Below are 20378 nucleotides of genomic sequence, written 5' to 3'. Positions count from 1 at the left end.
AAATGCCCCTGTGAATGCCCCTTTCAAACAACATGTCATTGATCCTGAAATCTGCATTCGATGCTACACGTGCGAGATGACCTGTCCTGAACATGCGATTGAACACAACGACGACAATGTTGTGGTTGATGCGTCTAAGTGCAATTTTTGCATGGATTGCATCCCTGTGTGCCCGACAGGCTCGATCGACGAGTGGCGCGTTGTTGGCAGCAAAGATGAGGCCTACTCGCTTGAAGATCAGTACAGCTGGGAAGAACTGCCTGAGCAGGAAGAAATTTCTGCATCTGATGACGGCACCGAAACGGATGCGGACGATCCAATTGCAGCTCTTCTTGCTCAAGCGCACAAAGGGGCAGGGGGCAAAGTCAAAGCGCCCGCGAGTGCTGCAAAACCAACCATCAATCTATACAATCTCGGTCACCCCGTTGAAGCGGTCGTTCAAGGCAATTATCGTATCACAAGTGAAAGTTCCGACGCGGACACCCGCCACATTATTTTAGAATTCCAAGGCAAGCCGTTCCCAGTGCTCGAAGGTCAGTCCGTTGGCATCATCGCCCCTGGAACTGATGCGCAAGGCAAAGCCCATTTGCCGCGTCTCTATTCTGTCTCCAGCCCGCGCGATGGGGAGCGGGCAGGGTATCACAACGTCTCTCTCACAGTAAAACGAGAGGATGACGGCGTCTGTTCAAACTACATTTGTGACCTTGAAAAAGGTGACAAACTCAATGTCACTGGACCGTTCGGCTCAACATTCTTGCTGCCCTCCGATCCTGATGCGCGGCTTTTGATGATCTGCACGGGCACAGGCGCTGCCCCGATGCGCGCGTTTACAATGGCGCGCCAACGCGCGGTCGGTGCGAAGTCCGGTGGAATGGTCATGTTCTTTGGTGCGCGCACCCCTGACAGCCTTCCTTATTTCGGGCCGCTGAACAAAGTGCCAAGTGATCTTTTGCAAAAACATCTGGTGTATAGCCGCTTGCCAGATCAGCCCAAAGAATACGTGCAAGATCGTATGCAAGTAGAAGAGGATCTTGTCGCGGAAATGCTGCAAGATCCAAACACATATATCTACATTTGCGGGATGAAAGAGATGGAAGATGGCGTTGAACGCGCATTCACCAACATCGCTGAATCGATGGGACAACAATGGACGGCACTGCGCGATGTGATGCGTGAAGAAGGCCGCTTTCACGTGGAGACGTATTGATGGAACAGCGCCCCGCAGACACATTTGAGCATATGGTGCGGATTGGCTGGGGTGATTGTGATCCAGCAAAGATCGCATACACAGGGCGTCTGCCTTGGTTCGCTTTGGAAGCGATCAATGCATGGTGGGAAGACAAGCTTGGCGGCGATGGTTGGTTCCAGATGGAGCTGGATCGCAATGTGGGTACGCCCTTTGTGCGCCTGGAAATGGATTTTTCCTTTCCTGTCACGCCGCGCCATCGTTTGATCTGCCATGTGTGGCCTGTGAAGCTTGGGGAAACCTCGATCACATTCCGGGTTGATGGGCTTCAAGACGGTAAACTGTGCTTTTCTACTCGCACTGTCAGCGTCTTCATCGTTGCGGATCAGTTTATCAAACAATCGCCACCCGACGACATCCGTCACGCCGTTCAAGCGCATATTCCTGCGAGTGAAGCAGGCTAATGCTACAAGAAGCGCAAAAACCAACGGATCTCGCGCAGGAACGCGCGCTGAGTTTGATCCAATTGGTTGGCGCACAGGTGCGCGCTGCGCGGACAGGCGTTGGTTTTTCGCGCCGCGAATTGGCGGAACGTTCTGGTGTGTCCATGCGCTACCTTGCGCAACTTGAAGGTGGTGAGGGGAATATTTCCATCGGGTTGTTGCAGAACATTGCTACCGCGTTGGAAATACCCATAGAAGCGCTCATCACGGAAACGAATCCGCAAACGGCAGAACTGCGCCGCGTCACAACGCTTTATGAAAACGCAGATGTCACGACACGCGCGCGCGCGTTGCAAGTGCTTGATCCGACGCGGGAACGTAAATCCAAAGCAGAGCGCATCTGCCTGATCGGCTTGCGCGGCGCTGGTAAATCAACCCTTGGCGCGCTTTTGGCATCGGACTTAGGGGTGCCTTTTGTAGAGCTCAACACACAAATCGAAACGCATATTGGCGTGCCGATCAGAGAGATCATCGCGCTTTACGGCGAAGACGGATTTCGCCAGATCGAAGCAGAAGCGCTAGAAAAAATCGTGATGATGCATCAGCGCGTTGTGCTTGCAGTTGCGGGTGGCATCGTTTCATCACCGCAAGTATTCGACAGCGTATTGACGAATTTCCATACTGTCTGGATCAAAGCGCAGCCCGCAGAGCATATGGATAGGGTCCGCGCGCAGGGCGATTTGCGTCCCATGGCTGGTAATCCGCAAGCTATGGAACAGTTACGCCAAATCCTGAAAATGCGTGAGCAGCACTACGCTAAAGCGAGCTATCAACTCGATACCAGTGGTCAACTTATTCAAACATCACGCGCGGAATTGAACGCCTTGCTCAAGGCGCACAACATTTCAACGACACACAAAAATTAAGTCAGACAAGGAAACAGGCCATGAGCGTCACAAAACGCAACGAAGCCGACGTTGGTTATGTAGAAATTGACAACCCTCCGGTTAACGCGATTGGGCAATCGGTTCGTCAAGGTTTGCTTGAGGCAGTGCGCTGGGCCGAAGAACTGCATTTAACCCGCGTTATTCTGAGTGGAAAAGGGCGCGCATTTGCTGCTGGTGCCGACGCGCGCGAGTTTGATCAAGCACCCTTGGAACCGCATCTACCTGATGTTTTGAACGCGATAGATGAGAGTTTTGTGCCGTGGATCGCAGCGATTGACGGGGTTGCCCTTGGTGGCGGCGCTGAGGTTGCAATGGCATGCCGCATGCGCATCATGTCACCAGGGTCTCAAATCGGACTGCCTGAAGTGACGCTTGGTGTGATCCCCGGTGCAGGTGGTACGCAACGCTTGCCACGCTTGGTTGGTCTGGCAAAGGCGCTGGATATGATCAGTCTTGGCAAGCCGCTGACTGCCGCACAGGCCTTAGCCACTAAACTGACCCATACGGTAGAGGATCATCCGCTAGAAGAGGCCTATATGGTCAACACTGAAGAGCTGGGTTGTATCGTGCCCACATGGGAACTGCCCGCACCTGAGCATGACGCGAGTTTGATCACACAAGCGCGCGCGACCATCGCAAAAAAGAGCCCGCAGCAAATTGCGCCAGTGCAAGCGATTGATGTGATCGAGGCTGGCTTATCGATACCTTTCCACGAGGCGCTGCCTATAGAGCGGGCCGCATTTCTAGAGTTGAAAACAGGCGATCAAGCCCGTGCTTTGCGTCATATCTTTTTCGCGGAACGTGCTGCGAAAATGCCAGATAGCATAAAAGCTGAGACCGTCGAATTGGATCATATCGCTGTTGTTGGTGGCGGAACAATGGGTGCAGGGATTGCCTATGCGCTTTTGAACGCTGGACTGCGCGCGACGATCTTGGAGACCGATGCCGACGGTGTCGCACGTGCCAAAACGAATGTTGAAGCGCTGATTAGCGCGGGTCTTAAACGGGGCTTGATCACTGAAGAACGCGCGCAAGGCCACAGGGATCGGTTTGTTGCAAGCACAGATTATGCGCAGGCGGGTGACGCAATGCTTGCTATTGAAGCCGCGTTTGAAAGTATGGATGTGAAGAAAGACGTTTTTGCCAAACTGGTAGACGCCTTGCCAAAAGACGCGATCTTGGCGAGCAACACTTCCTATCTTGATATCAACGAACTTGCTGCGACCTTGTCTGATCCGTCTCGTGTGGTTGGCCTACATTTCTTTGCGCCGGCGCATATCATGAAGTTGCTTGAAATTGTGCGCGGCGCGCAAACCAGCGACACCGCCCTTGCCACTGGTTTCGCGCTTGGCAAAAAGCTGCGTAAAATTCCGGTGCTTGCTGGCGTGTGTGATGGCTTTATCGGCAACCGAATTCTAGCGCGATATCGCGAAGCTGCGGACACTGTTTTCATGGATGGCTCGACCCCTTGGGAGGTGGATGAGGCAATGGAAATGTTTGGCTATGCGATGGGCCCTTATGAGGCTCAGGACTTGTCTGGACTTGATATTGCGCACGCCAATCGACGTCGCCAAGATGCGACCCGTGACCCGAACCGCCGTTACATTCCTATCGCGGATCGCATGGTTGAGTTGGGCAAGCTTGGTCGTAAAACGGGCGCGGGTTGGTATCGTTATCCTGGAGGCAATGGTAAAGTCGATGATCCGATCGTCGCTGACCTTGCAATTGAGGAGTCTCATTTAGCAAAGCGCGACCGCACGGATTATAAAGCCGAAGAGATTAAAGAGCGTTTGCTCTTGGCGATGATCAACGAAGCGGCTGATATCCTTGATGAAGGTATTGCGCAAAACGCCCGTGACATCGATTTGGTAACGGTTTTCGGCTATGGATTCCCACGCTGGCGTGGCGGCTTGATGCACTACGCGGATACGCTTGGCGCTCAGGCCATGGTCACACGGCTACGCGAACTTAGCCAAGAGGATCCCGTCGCTTGGAAGGTGTCTCCCTTGCTGGAGAGGTGCGCGGACAGTGGAACCAAACTAGCTGACGCGCGTCCTCGTAGCTGAGCGTAAGATTTAACGTGTAATTTACCAGTTGCGGCAATAGTCCGGTGCTGCGTCCAGATGTGAATGCTTGGCCTGCAGTGACTTACACGCTTTTTGTTGCTTGCAAGCCGTGCATTTGAAAACAGCTGATCTAAGCGCTATGGCGTTCATTTCGGGGTCCGCTGAGACTGTACTGGTCACGTCAACGCCAAGGCGTTCAGCCATACCAAGTGTGAGACTAAAGCTTTCATCAACTTTCTTTAAGAACATCGCTTTCTTCCTTCTACCATGTTCTCCAAATGCTAAAGCACTCAAAAATCGCGACTTTGATACAAATCAAATAGTAGAAGAAATCTTAGGTGTCCTATTTTTAGCGGGTTTGAAAAAGCTAGGCCGTATAAGCGTTCATCGTTAAAAGCTCATATTCGGCGACTTTTTCATCCTCTTGATTGGTCAACGTCACATGCCAGCGCACTTCGCCATAGTCGTCGTTGCGCGGAGTTTTGTGCTTCACGCTGAGACGCACTTTGATGCTGTCCCCTGCTTCTACCGGTTTCATGAAACGCAGATTATCGAGCCCCGTGTTCGCAAGAACTGGTCCTTCATTTGGCTCCACGAATAATCCTGCGGCAAAGCTCAGTAGCAAATACCCATGTGCGACGCGCCCCGGAAAGAAGGGGTTCCGCTTGGCAGCTGCGTCATCCATATGGGCATAGAACGTATCACCCGTGAACTGCGCAAAATGTTCGATGTCTTGCAGAGTGACCTCGCGCGGAGCTGTGTGGATCGTTTCACCGATCGCCAGCTCATGAAAGGTGCGCGTAAACGGATGTGCAGGTGCGGGCGTTTCTTTGGCACCAGGCACCCATTTGCTGCCAATCGTCGATATAATGTCTGGGCTGCCTTGGATCGCGGTACGTTGCATGTAGTGCATTACACCGCGCACGCCCCCCATTTCTTCGCCTCCGCCAGCACGCCCTGGTCCGCCGTGCACCAAATGGGGCAAGGGGGAACCATGGCCAGTGGATTCTTTCATGCTGTCACGGTCGTTAAAGTAAAGCCGCCCGTGGAAAGCTGCCGCCCCCAGAACGGCCTCTCGTGCGACGATCGGGTCATGAGTGATGACGGACGCCACAAGCGAACCTTGGCCGCGATTAACCAATTTGAGAGCATGTTCCATGTCGCTGTAGCCCATGATCGTGGAAACAGGTCCAAAAGCTTCTGTATCGTGGATGCGCTCTGCCGTGTCGGGAGATGTGCAATGAAAGAGCATGGGTGGGAGGAACGCGCCTTTGCTTGCATCAGCATTGCTGATCACAAAATTTTCAGGGTCGCCGTACACACGTTCTGCTTCCGTGCCAATAATACTAGCTTTTTCTAAAACATCACGCTTTTGAGCGTTAGAAACGAGCGCCCCCATGCGTGTGTCTTGCGCTTGTGGATCGCCAATGACTGTCTTGGAAAGACGTGCGCTGAGCGCTTCAATGACTGCCTCTACCTGTGTGACAGGTGCAAAAATGCGACGCACAGCTGTACATTTCTGCCCGGCTTTTGCGGTCATTTCACGATGAACTTCTTTCACGAACAATTCGAATTCTGGCGTACCCGCCACCGCATCTGGCCCAAGAATAGATGCGTTTAAGCTGTCTTGTTCTGCCACGAAACGGATCGAGTTTCTCAAGATATGCGGAGCAGAGCGGAGTTTGAAAGCGGTCTCAGCTGATCCCGTGAAACTGACGACGTCTTGGCAATCCAAGTGATCTAACATGTCACCCAGACCACCAGATACAAGCTGTAGCGCGCCCTCGGGCAACAGGCCGCTGTCCAACATAATGCGCACAGCAAGCTCAGTGACGTAACACGTTGCTGTCGCAGGTTTCACAATGGCGGGAACCCCTGCAAGCAAGGTCGGTGCAAGCTTTTCCAACATACCCCAAACTGGGAAATTGAATGCGTTTATGTGAACTGCGACCCCTTGCAAAGACGTCGCAATGTGTTGGCCTAGGAACGTGCCGTTTTTGGAAAGTTGCTCAACCTCGCCATCAAGATAGACGTTCGAGTCTGGCATCTCGCGGCGTCCTTTAGACGCAAAAACAAACATCGTTCCGATACCGCCATCGATGTCGATCTGATGATCTGAGAGTGTACCGCCCGTGGCAAAGGAGAGGTCATAAAGCGCTTGTTTGTTTGAGTTTAGGTGCGTGGCGAGTGCTTTTATAAGCCGCGCACGGTCATGAAATGTCATCTTGCGCAGCGCAGGTCCGCCACGTGTGCGCGCGTGATCTAGCATTGCTTGTACATCAAGGTTACCGTTGCCTGCACGGCCCATAACATCGCCTGTTACAGCGTTCTCTATGGTCCGCGCAGATTGATCGGGGCTGATCCATTGGCCAGCTGCGTAGCTTTTGACATCGATGAGACCCATGGTGCTTATCCTCCCAGAAAGACTTGCTGCATTAACGAAGTAATGCGTTGAATGCGCAAGGTCTTTCGCGATTTATTCTTATGACGAGAGGGCTTTTTTAAGACCAGTCAGGAGTAGCTCAAAGACGGAACGGCTCGATCTTGTCAGCAGAAAGTGCATAGCCGATTTCGGCAAGATGGGTGCGCAAAGACGAGACACCAAACATGCCAACAACATTGACAGGTTCGAACAGGCCTTTGCTGTCAAATGGCGTTTCAGTCGTGACAAAAACCAGCTGATTTGCGGGTGGGGGTGGCACGTGAACGCAGGCCCCTGCGAAGGGAACAAGAATAAATGCCGTAACACCTGTGCCGCGTTGATCAATCGGAACGACGAAACCGGGCAAGCGCACGATCTGGCCATTCCATTCCGTGCGTACACCACTTGAGGCAGGTTGTTGATTGCTGACGGGCGCTTGGTCATGATCGATCAACCCGCGAAAAGCTTGTGGAATAACCGTTTCATTCTTAGGAAGCAGATCGCTCCACTCAAGATCGATAAACTCTTCAGCGCGCGCAAAGTCTGGCACCATTGCAGACGCTGCTAGTCCGGCAAGGACAGACCGACGCTGAAGCAAACGGCTTACCATTCATAGATTTCCATTTTTTCGGCCGTTATCGCATAGCCAGTTTGGCCAAGGTCAGTCGATTGCAACTGGGTCCTCATCTGGCCGATCACCCAAACTGGATCCCAAAGATCATCACTGGGCCATGGCGTCTTTGTATCAACCATCACAAGCTGATTGGCGGGTGGTGGGGGCGTATGAATGCACGCACCCGTATAGGGAACAAGCATGAACTCAGTCACCCCTTTGGCACTGACATCAAACGGAATAATGAACCCGGGCATTTTGATGAACGCGCCATCGAGCGCTTTGTTCAACTTCGTCGCGTTTTCGTCAAAGATGGGGTTCCAAGTGTCGTTAATCTCGTCGATTTCGCCCTGACCGATGATTTCTGAGTAGGGCACACCGGGGGGGATAAGATCATCCCAGGTGATTTCTCGCGGAGTGGCTGCAAGCGCCACCTGCGGCGCAGCAAGAGAGCCTGACAAAAGCATCAAAGTTGATCTACGGGAAATCATCGGCGTCACCTCGCATCATATGTCACGTTTTCACCATCATACCATCTGCGACTGACAGTCTGTAAGCCCTAAGTGCAGGCACCATGCTCACAATCGCGCCAGCAGCGATAACAGCCAAGATGACCCAGACTTCCCGCATGCTTGGCGGATCAATCGGTAGCCATAACCCAAATGCACTGTCCAGAATGGGTTGCGCGATCACAAGCCCCACATACAAAAGTGCCATTCCAAGCAAAGCACCCAGCGCTGCCATCAGCATCGCCTCCAGAATAAGCATACTTAGAATAGTCATGGGGCGTGCGCCCATTGCCCGAAAAATCGCCATTTCGCGTCGCCGCTCATTAAGGCTGGAAAAGATTGTCGCCATCATCCCAATCAGCGCCGTCACGACGACCATCGAAGACACCGCAAGCAACGCAGTTTCTGCGATCCCCACAATGCCCCACAACTCTTGCAAGGCGACGCCAGGTAGAACCGCGAGCAATGGCTCTTGCGAATATTCATTGATGGCCCGTTGCAATCTAAACGTCTGCAAGGGGCTTTTCACACCGACGAGCGCGGCTGTAATTGCGCTAGGTTGCAGGTCCATCTGACGGATTTCATCCATGGGCGTTGCTTGCCCTTGGACCTGCGCACCGCCTTGCCAATCTACATGGATCGCCTCAATCGCTTCCATGCTGACGATTACAGTACGATCAACAGGCGTGCCGGTTTTTTCTAAGATGCCAGAGATACGGAACGGCTGATCCTTGTGTTGTGAAAAGGATGCAAGCCCATGCGCCACAATGATTGGATCACCGACGCTATAATTCAAAGTCGCGGCAACATCCGCGCCAATGACGGTATCAAAGAGATCATCCATGATCAGGCCATCTGAGACCTCAAGCGATCTGCCTTGGCGATATTTGTAGTGATCGAAAAACGCTTTTGTCGTGCCCATGACCCTGAACTGACGATGGCTGTCCCCAAGGGAGATGGGCACGATCCAGTCAACTTCAGGCCTTGCGGCGATATCTTGATAGCTTTGCCAAGTTACATTGTTCGTCGCATTGCCAATGCGGAACACAGAATAGAGCAACAGTTGCACCGAGCCAGAGCGCGCGCCGACGATCAGGTCAGTGCCTGAAATCGTGTCAGCGAAACTGGCTTTTGCGCCTGTGCGGACTTTTTCAACACCCAAGAAAAGCGCGACAGACAAAGCAATCGCAAGGATCGTCATTCCGACAGTTAACGCCCTTGCAAAAAGCGACGCGATCGCGAGTCGGAAAATCATGTCGCGCCCGTTTGTATCTGCGCGACATCTTCCATATGGATGACGCGGTCAAAGCGTTCCCCAAGACGTGGATCATGGCTCACCATCAAAAGCGCTGTGTCATTTTCAGCGGTCTGTGCAAACAGTAGATCAAGGAACGCGGCTTGACTGTTGGCATCCAGTGCAGAAGTCGGTTCGTCGGCTACGATAATGGGTGGCTGGCCAATCAAGGCGCGTGCCACAGCCACACGTTGCTGCTGGCCAACGCTGAGCGCGGTGGCTTTTGCGGTGAGCACGCCATCCGGCAGGCCAAGTGCGGTGCACAGATGCGCTGCTTGCGCGGTTGGGTCCAGAGCGCGTTTGCGGCGCTCTGGCGCGAAGCGTAGAGGCAGCAAAATATTGTCGCCTACCGTACCGAACGGCAGCAGGTTAAATTGTTGAAAGATCACGCCAATTTGTTCGGCTCTGAATTTGTCACGCTGTCCAGCCGAGAGCGTGGTAATGTCTTGCCCTGCGATTTGTACAGTGCCGCTGTTGGGTAAAATGGTGCCACAGATTAATGACAAAAGTGTCGACTTACCAGAACCGCTTTCGCCAAGCAGCAAGACGGATTCTCCTTTGGCGACCGAAAGCTCCGGTACGCCCAAGGAAAACCCGGTGTTTCCCATCCAACGATAGGAAATGTCAGAAAGCTGAAGAACCTTGGCAGTCACGTTAGCTTATTGCGACAGGTTTAGAACAGGTGACGCGCGCGGTACTTCGAAGGCTTGCGCACCTGTGCTTGAAATGAGTTGCACTTCAACTTCTTTCGCATTTGTGAAGGTTTCGAAGTAGGCGAATGTGATTTCGTTCAAAGCATCTGGAGCATTGCAAGTTAGCGTATACTCTGCGTGGAACTCCGTGTGACCGACTTCATCTGCATGGCCGTCTTCATCATGCGCGTGGTCGTCTTTGTGATCATGCTCTTCGTCTTTATCGGCATCATGATCATGATCATGATCATGGTCGTGGCCAGCATGCTCTTCCTCGCCATGATCATCGTCACCCTCCAGCTCTGCTGTCGCGCTAGCAACCACACACTCTGCGCCAGGGGACAGAACAAACAGGTCCAGAGGCTTTTCAAGCATCGCGATTGCGCTTTCAATCGCCGCAAGATTACTGTCGCTGCTCGCCGCATATTCAAACCCGACTATGTCGGCACCGGGGGCGTGAAATTCCATCATTACGTCTGCGCCATCAATCGCGATATTGAGCGTACCAACGCCGTGTTCATGGGCATCCAACTGGCGTGTTTCTTCTGCAAATGCAGGCAAGGCAGTTAGTAATGCGATACAGGTAAGCGCGGGTTTCATAAAAGCTCCTAAGACGTTCTTTGAAAAATATCAGATGTTTCGGCGCTTGCACTTGAGCGCTCGAAAATAGGTAATTTCTTTGGTTGTGCTTTTCAAGGAATGCAGGCTGTATTGAGCCGATGTTCGCGCACTCTGAAAAAAGATTGGTGACTTGTTGGGCGGTCTAGTTTCGCAAATGATATGTCAAAGCAGCGCCAATGGCGAATTTCAACGCGCTTTTTATGGTATCATCCAGACTTGCCAGCAAAATGGCGCGGTTCTTTGAGTACGTCAGCTCTGTGCCAAAGCGCGAGCGCATGTCCCCGACCAAAGTCGTTTGGCAATTGAAAAAAATCGCGGGCTGGCCACTTTGCTTTTCGACGGCCAAACGAATGGTGCTTCCTGTCTTTTTCTTGCTTGTGATGTAGGCGGGTTCGCCCCAGCGCAGAACCTCTTCCAATTCGCCAATGTTTTTATCTTCGCGCGCGACTTCAAAAATCAGGGCGCGTGCTTTTAACAAGGTATCACGCTGAGCAGTTTCGAACCGCTCGTAGGCTGCACTTACGGGGCTGGGGATGGGTGGCATGTCGGTCATCATTTTGCCCGTTCGTTTATGGTTCTTTTAATCGAGACTGGCGCAAAGTCGCGTTTTTGGCAATCTTTGGTATTTTCTTGTTGTGCTGGAAAGCCATGCGATTACACCCGCGAACTGGTTGCCAAACCAGTCGCTCTCAAAATAATGTCCGGCAAAGTGAAACACTCCAGAAAGCAGGCATATGAAACAGCGCAAACTTGGACAAGATGGCCCGAATGTAAGTGCAGTCGGCTATGGTGCCATGTCGTTTACGGATTTCTATGGTCCAACGGTTGATGCGAATGCGCCCAAAGTTCTGGATGCCTGCCTTGAGATGGGCATCACGCATATCGATACATCCAATGCCTATGGGATGGGGCGATCTGAAACGGTGATCGGCGACTGGCTTCGCGCGCGCGGTGGTGCTTCACCCTTCACGATCGCAACAAAGGTCGGCATCACGCGTGACCCTGAGCATCGTTTCAACAATTCCCCAGAACATTTGACCGAGTCACTTGATGCGAGCCTTAAGCGACTAGGCGTTGAAGCGATTGATCTTTATTATGTGCACCGCCGCGACACCCGTCACGAAATCGAAGCAGTGACAGAAACCATGGCCGGTTTTGTGAAAGCCGGAAAGATCAAAGCCATTGGATATTCTGAGATAGCGCCGTCCTCTTTGCGTCGCGCACATGCGGTGCATCCCATCGCAGCCGTTCAGTCGGAGTATTCACTGTCCACCCGCGCGCCCGAAATGGGACTAAAGCAAACCTGCGCCGAAATTGGTGCGTCATTGGTTGCTTTTTCGCCAGTGGGCCGCGCATTGCTGACAGATCGTCCACATAACTTGGCGACAGCGCAAAGCTTGCCGTTCCTCGCGAACAACCCACGTTTTATGGAGCCTAACCTCAGCGCGAACCTTGCGTATAATGCCAAATTTCGCGCGCTTGCCGCAGATATGGGGGTACCGGCTGCGACGCTCGCGATTGCATGGGTTCTGCACCAAGGGGAAGAGGTGTGTGCCATCCCAGGAACACGTAATCTGATGCATTTGGAAGAAGTTGCAAAAGGCGGCGGGCTTGATCTGAGCGCAGAAGATATTGCGCGTGTCGAGGAAGTCTTGCCAATCGGTTGGGCGCATGGCGATCGGTATTCTGCCGCGCAATGGGTTGGGCCAGAACGTTATTGCTAAGTTGTTAAACCGCGATAGATCATTTGAAGCGCGACGAGGGTCACAAGTACCCTAAAAACCGTGCGAAAAAGCTCTTCAGACACGCGGTGAGAGGTGCGTTTGCCAAGCCAAGTGCCGGTGAATCCAGCCAAGGTCGCACCGACAATATGTGGGATGTAGTCGAAATAATTGAAACCGATGCTGCCATATCCAACGACTTTCATGACATCGAGCGCGAACATGCACGCTGCAAGCGTCCCGGTCAGCTGTAATTTGGTGAGTTTTGTGCGCAGCATCAGCGGTTGCAACACGCCTCCGACGCCAAAAACCGTTCCAATGTAACTGTGAAGAATGCCGATGAATACGAAAGGATGCTTCATTCGGTTGAGATCGGGCAGCTTGGGGAGCCAGATCAAAAGCAACATGAACAGACCCAAGAGCGTTAGAATGACCGCCTCAGGCAGCGCGACAAAAGTGCGTGCGCCTAGAGTAACGCCAAGAATGCCGCCAAGTGCGAACATGCGCATCAAGCGCCAGTCGATATGTGACCAGAAAAAGTAAATGCGCCCGATCAAAGAGGCGGCTGCAAAGGTCGATTGCAAGGCAATTGCGGCGGTCACAGGCAGGACGGCCATTGATGAAAAGAGTAAGATGTAAACGCCGCCCGTTGCAAAGGCGGCATTTACGAAAGCAGCGATGAAGCTACCAAGACTGACGAAAAGGACCGCGCTATCTATCAAGACAACGAAGACCTTGTCTGATCGCCCTTAACCGAAGGATTTTTCAATCCGATCCAAGGTGCGCATTGCGTCCAGTGTATCATGCACAGAGCCATTTGGTTCGCGACCCTCTTTGATTGCAGCAATAAACTCTCGGTCAATTAGCTCGATCCCGTTGCTCGAAACAGCGACATCGCTCAGATCGATCTGGTTTTCGCGCCCGTCATAAAGATCATCGTAGCGCGCCAGATATGTGCCGTTATCGCAAATGTAGCGGAAGAACGTGCCGAGCGGGCCGTCATTGTTAAACGACAAAGATAACGTACAGATCGCGCCTGACTCAGTTTTCATACCGATCGACATATCCATCGCAATACCAAGGTCTGGATGGTGCGGACCTTCAAGGCCGTAGACCTGAGTAGGGACTTCGCCCGTCTGGTATTGGAAAAGATCAACTGTATGGCACGCGTGATGCCAGAGCAAATGGTCTGTCCAGCTGCGTGCTTCGCCTTTGGCGTTCATGTTGGTGCGGCGGAAAAAGTAGGTCTGCACATCCATCTGTTGAACTTTCAACTCACCGGCGTCGATCTTGTTGCGGATCCATTGATGCGATGGGTTAAAGCGGCGCACTTGACCTGCCATGGCCAAAACGCCCGTCTCTTTTTGAACGTCACAAATGCGCTGACTGTCTTCAAGGCTGTCGGCCATCGGGATTTCGATAAGCACAGGCTTGCCCGCTTTCATGCACGCAATCGCTTGATCTGCGTGCATTTGCGTCGGTGTCGCGAGAATGATCGCGTCGACGTCATCGCGCGCGATACAGGCGTCCAAGGATGTAGAGGCGAATCCGATGCCACGACCCTTTGCGACGGCGTCGATTTTCGATTGGGTTGGTCCCATCACGGCGGTCACGCTGACATCATCGATGGCGTCTAATGCCTCAAGATGTTTGGTTCCGAAAGCGCCGTATGCACCTGCAACACAAAGTCTCATTTTGCTTTTCCCTGATCTTTGACGTTTTCTAGAATAATATGCCCAACGGCTGTGTTGGAGGCAGGTACATGATAATGACGGTGCACTTCTTCCACATCATCATCAAGCGCGCCGCGCATGACGTGCCACATGACCATTTCCACGCCCTCAGACCCTGCTTCGCGCAGATATTCCACGTGTGGAGTTTGTGACAAACCAACAGGATCAGACGTCAAACGATCCAAGAACTGAGTGTCCCATTCCTTGTTGATCAATCCGGCGCGTTTGTACTGCAACTGATGGCTCATACCGCCCGTGCCGAAGATAACCACGTTAAGGTCTTCATCAAAACTCTCGACAGCGCGGCGAATGGCTTTGCCCAAGTTGTAGCAACGATTGCCTGTGGGTGCCGGGTATTGCACCACATTCACGCAAAGCGGCACCACAAGGCAGGGCCATTCATCGTCAACGGTTTTATCGCCGAACATGACAGACATGGGAACTGTAAGGCCGTGGTCAACTTCCATCTCATTCATAATGGTAATGTCGAACTCGTCCAAGATCAGCGACTGCGCAATATGGCTTGCGAGCACTTGATGGTTTTTAACAACAGGCACAGGGCGTGGGCCCCATCCTTCATCGGCAGGCGCGAATTCTGGGGCACACCCAAGCGCAAAAGTTGGAATGCACGATGCATCAAAGACGGTGCAGTGGTCGTTATAGACCAGAAAAATCACATCTGCCTTTTGCTCTTTCATCCATTCACGGGACTTTTCGAACCCTTCAAAGACCGGCTCCCAATAGGGTTGCTCTGTGATCCCCTGATCCATCGCCACGCCAATCGCGGGCACGTGAGAACATCCCACTCCAGCAGTTATTCGAGCCATTATTCGTCTCCCTTTTCGTCCCATTCGCTTTGATAGCGATTGCCTTCTGGTGAACGCCCACCTGCCACCATCATGGCGCGGTACGCTTCGTTGCCCATACCTGTCATCAAGCCTGCGAGCTGCTGAAAGTTGATCCCGTCATTTGCGGCAAGCTTGCTTGTGTAATAGATGTTTCCACCCAGTTCGAGCAGACGGTTCCAATCGCGATCAAGGACCGCTTGGCGTTGCTCTGCGGTCATTTTGTAGTTGTCGAGATAGGCTTCTTCATTCTCGCCAAATGTGTCGCGGTTCTTTTGCAAACGTAGCGAGATGCAAAACTGGTTGAGCTGATAACCTTCGCGACCTTTGTCGGCGTCGAAAATAAACGTTCCGGGAATATCTTCGTAGTCCTTTTTAAGGGGCATGTGCTATTCCTCCTTGTTGGTTGTTTGTGCTCTGAAGTAGACCGCTTTTTAATCTTGCGCCAATTCGATTGGGCTTATCAATATTGAAAAAAGCTATAATGGGTCTTGCGCAAAACTTAGTTTTGCGTGCCAGTAGCGCTGAACTGGCGCAGATAATCAATGAACATGCTTTGCGTTTGCGTCGGTTTCCAGTCCTTGCGATATGTCAGACCAATGGCGCGCATGTCACCATGAAGGGGTACGTCAAGCGTGCGTATGACGCCAAGGTTCTCATCAACCTTGATTTGATGGCGCGACACAACGGATATGTAGGGGCCTTGCGCGAGAACGCCACGCAGTACTGCCATAGACGACGACACAACGCGTACAGGGGTGTTCGGGCGTTCCTCGATGCGCAGGGTCTCAAACAAATACTGGCCCGCGGGCGTATCTTTCGGGGGCGCGATCCAAGGGTAACTTAAGGTGTCTTCAATCTGCAAATTGCGTTTTTTTGCAAGCGGATGGTTGGGGTGCGCTACAATCGCGAGGGCATCATTGAACAGTGGTTCTTGCTCGATGTCATCTGCAGGTGCCGGATCACGCAAGGCACCGATGAGGCAATCTATATCGCCTTCGCGCAAAGACCTGATCAGCTGGGTGTATCGCCCCTCGAGGACGCGAATTTGAAACCCGTCAAAGCTGCTTACCATGGCGTGAATCGCCTGAGGAACAATCGTCGTGCGCGCAAGCGGTAAGCTCCCAAGAACAAAGGTGCCGCGTTCGCTCCCGAGTTCGCGACTGATTTCTTCAAAGCTTTGTTGAATTTCAGTTTGCGCAAGTTTTGCACCGCGCACGAACGCCTCGGCAGCGGGGGTTAATCGCACACCGGAGCTGCGCGCTATAAAGAATGGGGTTCCAGCAATCGCTTCAAGGCTGCGTGCTGTGCGGTGCACCGTAGGTTGAGACAGATCAAGTGCTTTGGCCGCGACAGTAAAACTACCTGCATTGGCGATTGCGATGAGATTTCGTAGCTGTGCTGCGGTGACTGACATTTCGAACGATGCGCTGGCTTTGAGACCAGTTTCACGCCGTGCGGCGCTCGCGCCTTCTTTGAGATGACGGATTGCGTTTGCGGCCCTCTGTTCAAAGAGCGCACCACATGTTGTCGGCACTGCCTGTTTGTGACTGCGCACCAACAAAGGTGTCCCAATTGTCGTTTCAAGCTGTTTGATAGCCTGCGTCGCCGCAGGTTGCGAAAGATGGCACCGCGCCGCCGCGAGTGAAACAGACCCGCTGCGCGCCGTTTCCAAGAAAACCCGCATATGCCGTATGTTTGGAAAGCCGCGCTGCATATCGCCTCTATAGATTTTTCTTATTCTATGATCTCAATTCGGAATAGGCAATTTGATTGGATATCTTTTAAGTTTGCGCCAACGGTCGAAGCGACCAATATCAAACACTCAAGAGGGGTCTTACATATGTCAGACAAGAAAACAGCGCTGGTCATCAGCGCCCATTCCGCGGACTTTGTTTGGCGCGCTGGTGGTGCCATCGCTCTGCACCAAGCCAAGGGTTACGAAGTAACTGTCGTGTGCCTGTCTTATGGTGAGCGCGGCGAAAGTGCGAAACTTTGGAAGCAAGAGGGCATGACCCTCGAAAAAGTAAAGACAGAGCGCCGCAAAGAGGCAGAAAACGCAGCGACAGCACTTGGTGTGAACGACATCCGTTTCTTTGATGTTGGGGATTATCCACTTGATCTGGGACGCCAAACTCAAGACCGCATGGTCGATGTTATTCGCGAAATTCAGCCAAAATTCATGATGTCTCACTCTAAGTGGGACCCGTATAATACGGACCATATGAACACGACCCAGTTCGCGCTTGAATGCCGGATGATTGCACAGGCCTGGGGTCATAACCCCGGTCAAAAGGTTCTTGGTGCACCGCAGCTCTACCTCTTTGAGCCGCATCAGACCGAGCAAATGGAATGGAAGCCAACCACGTTCCTCGACATCACTGAAGTCTGGGATAAAAAATGGGCTGCGATCCAATGTATGCAGGGTCAAGAGCACCTGTGGAACTTCTACAAGAACGTCGCTGAAAACCGCGCGAACCACTTCCGCCGCAACTCTGGCGGTATGGCAGGCGGACGCGTCGCAAAATATGCAGAAGGGTTCGAGACGATCTTCCCACGCACAGTGGATGAACTGGAATGAGCATTCAGGCAGGGACAACTGGCGTCGTCGTCCAGAACATTGAGCGCGCGGATCAAGCGATTATCGATGGTTTGGCGAAATGCGGTGTAGCGACTGTGCACGAAGCGCAAGGTCGCAAGGGTTTGTTGGCAGATTACATGCGCCCAATTTATTCTGGTGCTCGAATTGCAGGATCTGCGGTCACGATCCTCGCGCCGCCCTGTGATAATTGGATGATCCACGTGGCGATTGAACAGTTGAAAGAGGGGGACATCATGCTGTTGGGCACGACGACGCCGTCCAATGCAGGGTATTTCGGCGATCTTCTTGCGACCTCCGCGATGGCACGGGGCTGTCGTGGATTGATCATTGATGCAGGTGTGCGCGATATCGCAGATCTGACTGAAATGAATTTTCCAGTGTGGTCGAAAGCAGTGCATGCTCAAGGCACGATCAAAGAAACGCTTGGCTCGGTTAATGTGCCGGTGGTGTGTGCGGATGCACTTGTGAACCCGGGTGATATTATCGTCGCAGATGATGACGGTGTCTGCATAGTGCGCCGCGAAGAAGCGGCGGACGTACTTGAAAAATCCCTCGCACGTGAAGCAAATGAGGGCGAGAAGCGCGCGAAGTTTGAAGCGGGTGAGCTGGGTCTCGACATTTACAACATGCGCGGACGTTTGGCTGAAAAGGGCCTCAAATATGTCTGACGGCATTCGCTGTATGTGGCTGCGTGGGGGAACGTCCAAAGGCGGTTATTTCCTGAAGGACGATTTGCCCGATGACATTGAAGCGCGCGACGCAGTGTTGTTGCGCGCGATGGGTTCGCCCGATGTGCGTCAGATTGACGGAATGGGTGGAGCGGATCCGCTGACATCGAAAGTGGCCGTCGTGTCCAAGTCGGCGCGCGAAGGGATTGATGTGGATTATCTGTTCCTACAGGTCTTTGTGGATCAACCCATTGTGACTGATGCACAAAATTGCGGGAATATCCTTGCTGGTGTTGGCGCGTTTTCGATTGAGCGCGGCTTGGTTACGGCGAACAGAAAAGAAACGCCCGTCGCCATTTATATGGAAAACACGGGCCAGGCGGCAGTTGCACGGATCGCAACACCTAATGGGACAGTCTCGTACAAAGGCGACGCGCAGATTGATGGTGTTCCCGGTGGATCGGCTGCGGTTCCTTTGACGTTCAAAGACACGGCAGGTTCGTCTTGTGGGGCGCTTTTGCCGACTGGAAATGCAACGGACGTTATTGAGGGTGTTGAGCTTACGATGATCGACAACGGCATGCCCTGTGTGGTCATGCGTGCGGCGGATATGGGAATTAGTGGGGATGAAACTCCTGCAGATCTTGAAGCAAACACCCAATTGCGCGCAAAGCTTGAAGCGATCAGGCTAGCGTGTGGCCCACTCATGAACCTTGGTGATGTGAGCGAAAAGTCCGTGCCCAAAATGACGATGGTCAGTGCCCCGAAGGCGGGTGGGGCGATCAGCACACGCACGTTCATACCGCATCGGTGTCACAAAACGATCGGTGTGCTAGGTGCAGTTAGCGTTGCAACGGCTTGCTTGATCGAAGGTTCGCCAGCCCATGACTTGGCGCAGCGCGGAGAGGGGTTTGAGCGCACTTTGTCAGTAGAGCACCCGAGCGGTGAAATGACAGTCGTTGCCACGTTGGAACCAAATGGCGCTGTAAAAGACGCGGCAATCCTGCGCACGACGCGCAAACTGATGGATGGGGAGATATTCGTATGACTGAACAAAAGATGGATGCTGATTGGTTGGAGTTTCACCCCGATCCCAAAGTGCCTGACTTTAAACTCCCAGCAGGCGCTGTGGATGCACATTGCCATGTCTTTGGACCGTCCCCTGAGTTTCCGTTCGCGCCCGAGCGTAAGTACACCCCATGCAATGCTGGCAAAGATCAACTATACGCTTTGCGCGATCATCTCGGGTTCGCACGTAATGTGATTGTGCAAGCCACGTGTCACGGCAAAGACAATAGCGCTATGGTCGATGCGTGCCGCTGCGCAGGCGACCTTGCTCGCGGCGTTGCGAGCGTTGGCGTTGATATTACACGAGAAGAGCTTGCAGAGATGCATGACGCTGGTGTGCGTGGCGTGCGTTTCAACTTTGTGAAACGCCTGGTGGATGCGACGCCGAAAGAAGTTTTCATCGAAATAGCTGAGAAAATTCAAGAATTCGGCTGGTCAATCGTTGTGTATTTTGAAGCGGCGGACCTTGAAGAGCTTGAGCCGTTCCTCAAGCAACTTCCCGGCATTATTGTTGTCGATCACATGGGCCGCCCAGATGTGAGTAAGGGCGTGGATCATCCAGACTTTGAGCGCTTTGTGAAGTTGATGGCAGAGAATGAAAATATCTGGACGAAAGTGACCTGTCCCGAACGTCTGACCCAAGCGGGGGCGCCCTATGATGATGTTGTCCCGTATTACCAAGCCATCGTAGATCGTTTTGAAGATCGCGTTCTTTGGGGGACGGATTGGCCGCATCCAAACATGAAATCGCATATGCCAGATGACGGAGCGCTGGTAGATTACATTCCGCGCATCGCACGGACTGAAGCGCAACAAATGAAGTTGCTCGTGGATAATCCGATGCGCTTGTATTGGGGCGGGTGATTTCTGATTTATCACCGCGAATCGGGTGCGCCTTTGCGCGCTCCTGCAGCGGTTATTCTCGACGCGACAGACATGTTGGCGGCA

Annotated in this window: 22 protein-coding genes; 9 read left to right on the top strand and 13 right to left on the bottom strand. The window is 52.8% G+C overall.

The features are described from left to right. Positions 1 to 10: 10 nt before the first annotated feature. Genes boxA through ACTG3Z_RS13090 form a run of 4 tightly spaced genes read left to right on the top strand, consistent with a single transcriptional unit; the run spans position 11 to position 4642 of the window. Positions 11 to 1207, top strand: coding sequence for a benzoyl-CoA 2,3-epoxidase subunit BoxA (gene boxA, locus ACTG3Z_RS13105; RefSeq protein ID WP_439143510.1), 1197 nt, complete (start codon positions 11 to 13; stop codon positions 1205 to 1207). Then, a complete protein-coding gene (locus ACTG3Z_RS13100) occupies positions 1207 to 1650 on the top strand; it encodes an acyl-CoA thioesterase (RefSeq protein ID WP_439143509.1) in 444 nt (147 codons plus the stop codon). The genes boxA and ACTG3Z_RS13100 overlap by 1 nt, the downstream gene beginning before the upstream one ends. Continuing rightward, positions 1650 to 2555, top strand: coding sequence for a helix-turn-helix transcriptional regulator (locus ACTG3Z_RS13095; protein ID WP_439143508.1), 906 nt, complete (start codon positions 1650 to 1652; stop codon positions 2553 to 2555). Before ACTG3Z_RS13100 ends, ACTG3Z_RS13095 begins: the two co-directional genes overlap by 1 nt. Positions 2556 to 2575: 20 nt before the next feature. Further along, complete coding sequence (locus tag ACTG3Z_RS13090; RefSeq protein ID WP_439143507.1) at positions 2576 to 4642, top strand: 3-hydroxyacyl-CoA dehydrogenase NAD-binding domain-containing protein; 2067 nt, start codon at positions 2576 to 2578, stop codon at positions 4640 to 4642. Positions 4643 to 4663: 21 nt separating this feature from the next. Here ACTG3Z_RS13090 and ACTG3Z_RS13085 read toward each other — a convergent pair whose 3' ends face one another. From ACTG3Z_RS13085 to ACTG3Z_RS13050, 8 genes are all read right to left on the bottom strand, one after another. Then, complete coding sequence (locus ACTG3Z_RS13085) at positions 4664 to 4891, bottom strand: DUF6455 family protein (protein WP_439143506.1); 228 nt, start codon at positions 4889 to 4891, stop codon at positions 4664 to 4666. Between the two features lie 118 nt (positions 4892 to 5009). Then, positions 5010 to 7046, bottom strand: a complete 2037-nt coding sequence (gene paaZ, locus ACTG3Z_RS13080) for a phenylacetic acid degradation bifunctional protein PaaZ (RefSeq protein WP_439143505.1) — start codon at positions 7044 to 7046, stop codon at positions 5010 to 5012. A gap of 118 nt (positions 7047 to 7164) precedes the next feature. After that, the gene (locus tag ACTG3Z_RS13075; RefSeq protein ID WP_439143504.1) at positions 7165 to 7674 is read right to left on the bottom strand and encodes a DUF3299 domain-containing protein; all 510 of its coding nucleotides are present in this window, start codon (positions 7672 to 7674) and stop codon (positions 7165 to 7167) included. Next, on the bottom strand, positions 7668 to 8168 hold the full coding sequence (locus tag ACTG3Z_RS13070) for a DUF3299 domain-containing protein (protein ID WP_439143503.1): 501 nt from the start codon (positions 8166 to 8168) through the stop codon (positions 7668 to 7670). Before ACTG3Z_RS13070 ends, ACTG3Z_RS13075 begins: the two co-directional genes overlap by 7 nt. A gap of 22 nt (positions 8169 to 8190) precedes the next feature. Beyond that, a complete protein-coding gene (locus ACTG3Z_RS13065) occupies positions 8191 to 9441 on the bottom strand; it encodes an ABC transporter permease (protein ID WP_439143502.1) in 1251 nt (416 codons plus the stop codon). Continuing rightward, positions 9438 to 10133: an ABC transporter ATP-binding protein gene (locus ACTG3Z_RS13060; RefSeq protein ID WP_439143501.1), complete on the bottom strand. Its 696-nt coding sequence runs from the start codon at positions 10131 to 10133 to the stop codon at positions 9438 to 9440. Before ACTG3Z_RS13060 ends, ACTG3Z_RS13065 begins: the two co-directional genes overlap by 4 nt. A 6-nt stretch (positions 10134 to 10139) precedes the next feature. Beyond that, positions 10140 to 10772, bottom strand: coding sequence for a zinc uptake protein ZrgA (gene zrgA / locus ACTG3Z_RS13055; protein ID WP_439143500.1), 633 nt, complete (start codon positions 10770 to 10772; stop codon positions 10140 to 10142). A gap of 163 nt (positions 10773 to 10935) precedes the next feature. Further along, positions 10936 to 11337: a DUF1801 domain-containing protein gene (locus ACTG3Z_RS13050; protein WP_439143499.1), complete on the bottom strand. Its 402-nt coding sequence runs from the start codon at positions 11335 to 11337 to the stop codon at positions 10936 to 10938. Between the two features lie 190 nt (positions 11338 to 11527). On the opposite strand from ACTG3Z_RS13050, the gene ACTG3Z_RS13045 reads away from it, so the two are divergent. Then, positions 11528 to 12517 (top strand): aldo/keto reductase, encoded by a 990-nt coding sequence (locus ACTG3Z_RS13045; protein WP_439143498.1) that lies wholly within the window; start codon positions 11528 to 11530, stop codon positions 12515 to 12517. Here ACTG3Z_RS13045 and ACTG3Z_RS13040 read toward each other — a convergent pair. From ACTG3Z_RS13040 to ACTG3Z_RS13020, 5 genes are all read right to left on the bottom strand, one after another. Next, on the bottom strand, positions 12514 to 13236 hold the full coding sequence (locus ACTG3Z_RS13040; RefSeq protein ID WP_439143497.1) for a sulfite exporter TauE/SafE family protein: 723 nt from the start codon (positions 13234 to 13236) through the stop codon (positions 12514 to 12516). The genes ACTG3Z_RS13045 and ACTG3Z_RS13040 overlap by 4 nt on opposite strands. A 27-nt stretch (positions 13237 to 13263) precedes the next feature. After that, on the bottom strand, positions 13264 to 14208 hold the full coding sequence (locus ACTG3Z_RS13035) for a Gfo/Idh/MocA family oxidoreductase (protein ID WP_439143496.1): 945 nt from the start codon (positions 14206 to 14208) through the stop codon (positions 13264 to 13266). After that, positions 14205 to 15074, bottom strand: a complete 870-nt coding sequence (locus ACTG3Z_RS13030) for a class III extradiol dioxygenase subunit beta (protein WP_439143495.1) — start codon at positions 15072 to 15074, stop codon at positions 14205 to 14207. Before ACTG3Z_RS13030 ends, ACTG3Z_RS13035 begins: the two co-directional genes overlap by 4 nt. Continuing rightward, the gene (ligA, locus tag ACTG3Z_RS13025) at positions 15074 to 15478 is read right to left on the bottom strand and encodes a protocatechuate 4,5-dioxygenase subunit alpha (RefSeq protein ID WP_439143494.1); all 405 of its coding nucleotides are present in this window, start codon (positions 15476 to 15478) and stop codon (positions 15074 to 15076) included. The genes ACTG3Z_RS13030 and ligA overlap by 1 nt, the downstream gene beginning before the upstream one ends. 116 nt (positions 15479 to 15594) lie before the next feature. Further along, a complete protein-coding gene (locus ACTG3Z_RS13020) occupies positions 15595 to 16809 on the bottom strand; it encodes a LysR family transcriptional regulator (RefSeq protein WP_439143493.1) in 1215 nt (404 codons plus the stop codon). Positions 16810 to 16935: 126 nt separating this feature from the next. On the opposite strand from ACTG3Z_RS13020, the gene ACTG3Z_RS13015 reads away from it, so the two are divergent. The 4 genes from ACTG3Z_RS13015 to ACTG3Z_RS13000 are packed head-to-tail and all read left to right on the top strand — an operon-like array spanning position 16936 to position 20294. Beyond that, positions 16936 to 17673, top strand: coding sequence for a PIG-L deacetylase family protein (locus ACTG3Z_RS13015; RefSeq protein WP_439143492.1), 738 nt, complete (start codon positions 16936 to 16938; stop codon positions 17671 to 17673). After that, positions 17670 to 18362: a 4-carboxy-4-hydroxy-2-oxoadipate aldolase/oxaloacetate decarboxylase gene (gene ligK / locus ACTG3Z_RS13010; protein WP_439143491.1), complete on the top strand. Its 693-nt coding sequence runs from the start codon at positions 17670 to 17672 to the stop codon at positions 18360 to 18362. The genes ACTG3Z_RS13015 and ligK overlap by 4 nt, the downstream gene beginning before the upstream one ends. Further along, positions 18355 to 19410, top strand: coding sequence for a 4-oxalomesaconate tautomerase (locus tag ACTG3Z_RS13005; RefSeq protein WP_439143490.1), 1056 nt, complete (start codon positions 18355 to 18357; stop codon positions 19408 to 19410). The genes ligK and ACTG3Z_RS13005 overlap by 8 nt, the downstream gene beginning before the upstream one ends. Continuing rightward, on the top strand, positions 19407 to 20294 hold the full coding sequence (locus ACTG3Z_RS13000; RefSeq protein ID WP_439143489.1) for an amidohydrolase family protein: 888 nt from the start codon (positions 19407 to 19409) through the stop codon (positions 20292 to 20294). Before ACTG3Z_RS13005 ends, ACTG3Z_RS13000 begins: the two co-directional genes overlap by 4 nt. Positions 20295 to 20378: the final 84 nt, after the last annotated feature.

The organism is Planktotalea sp., from assembly GCF_965659345.1.
GTDB lineage: Bacteria > Pseudomonadota > Alphaproteobacteria > Rhodobacterales > Rhodobacteraceae > Planktotalea.
This window is presented reverse-complemented; position numbering and strand designations above follow the sequence as displayed.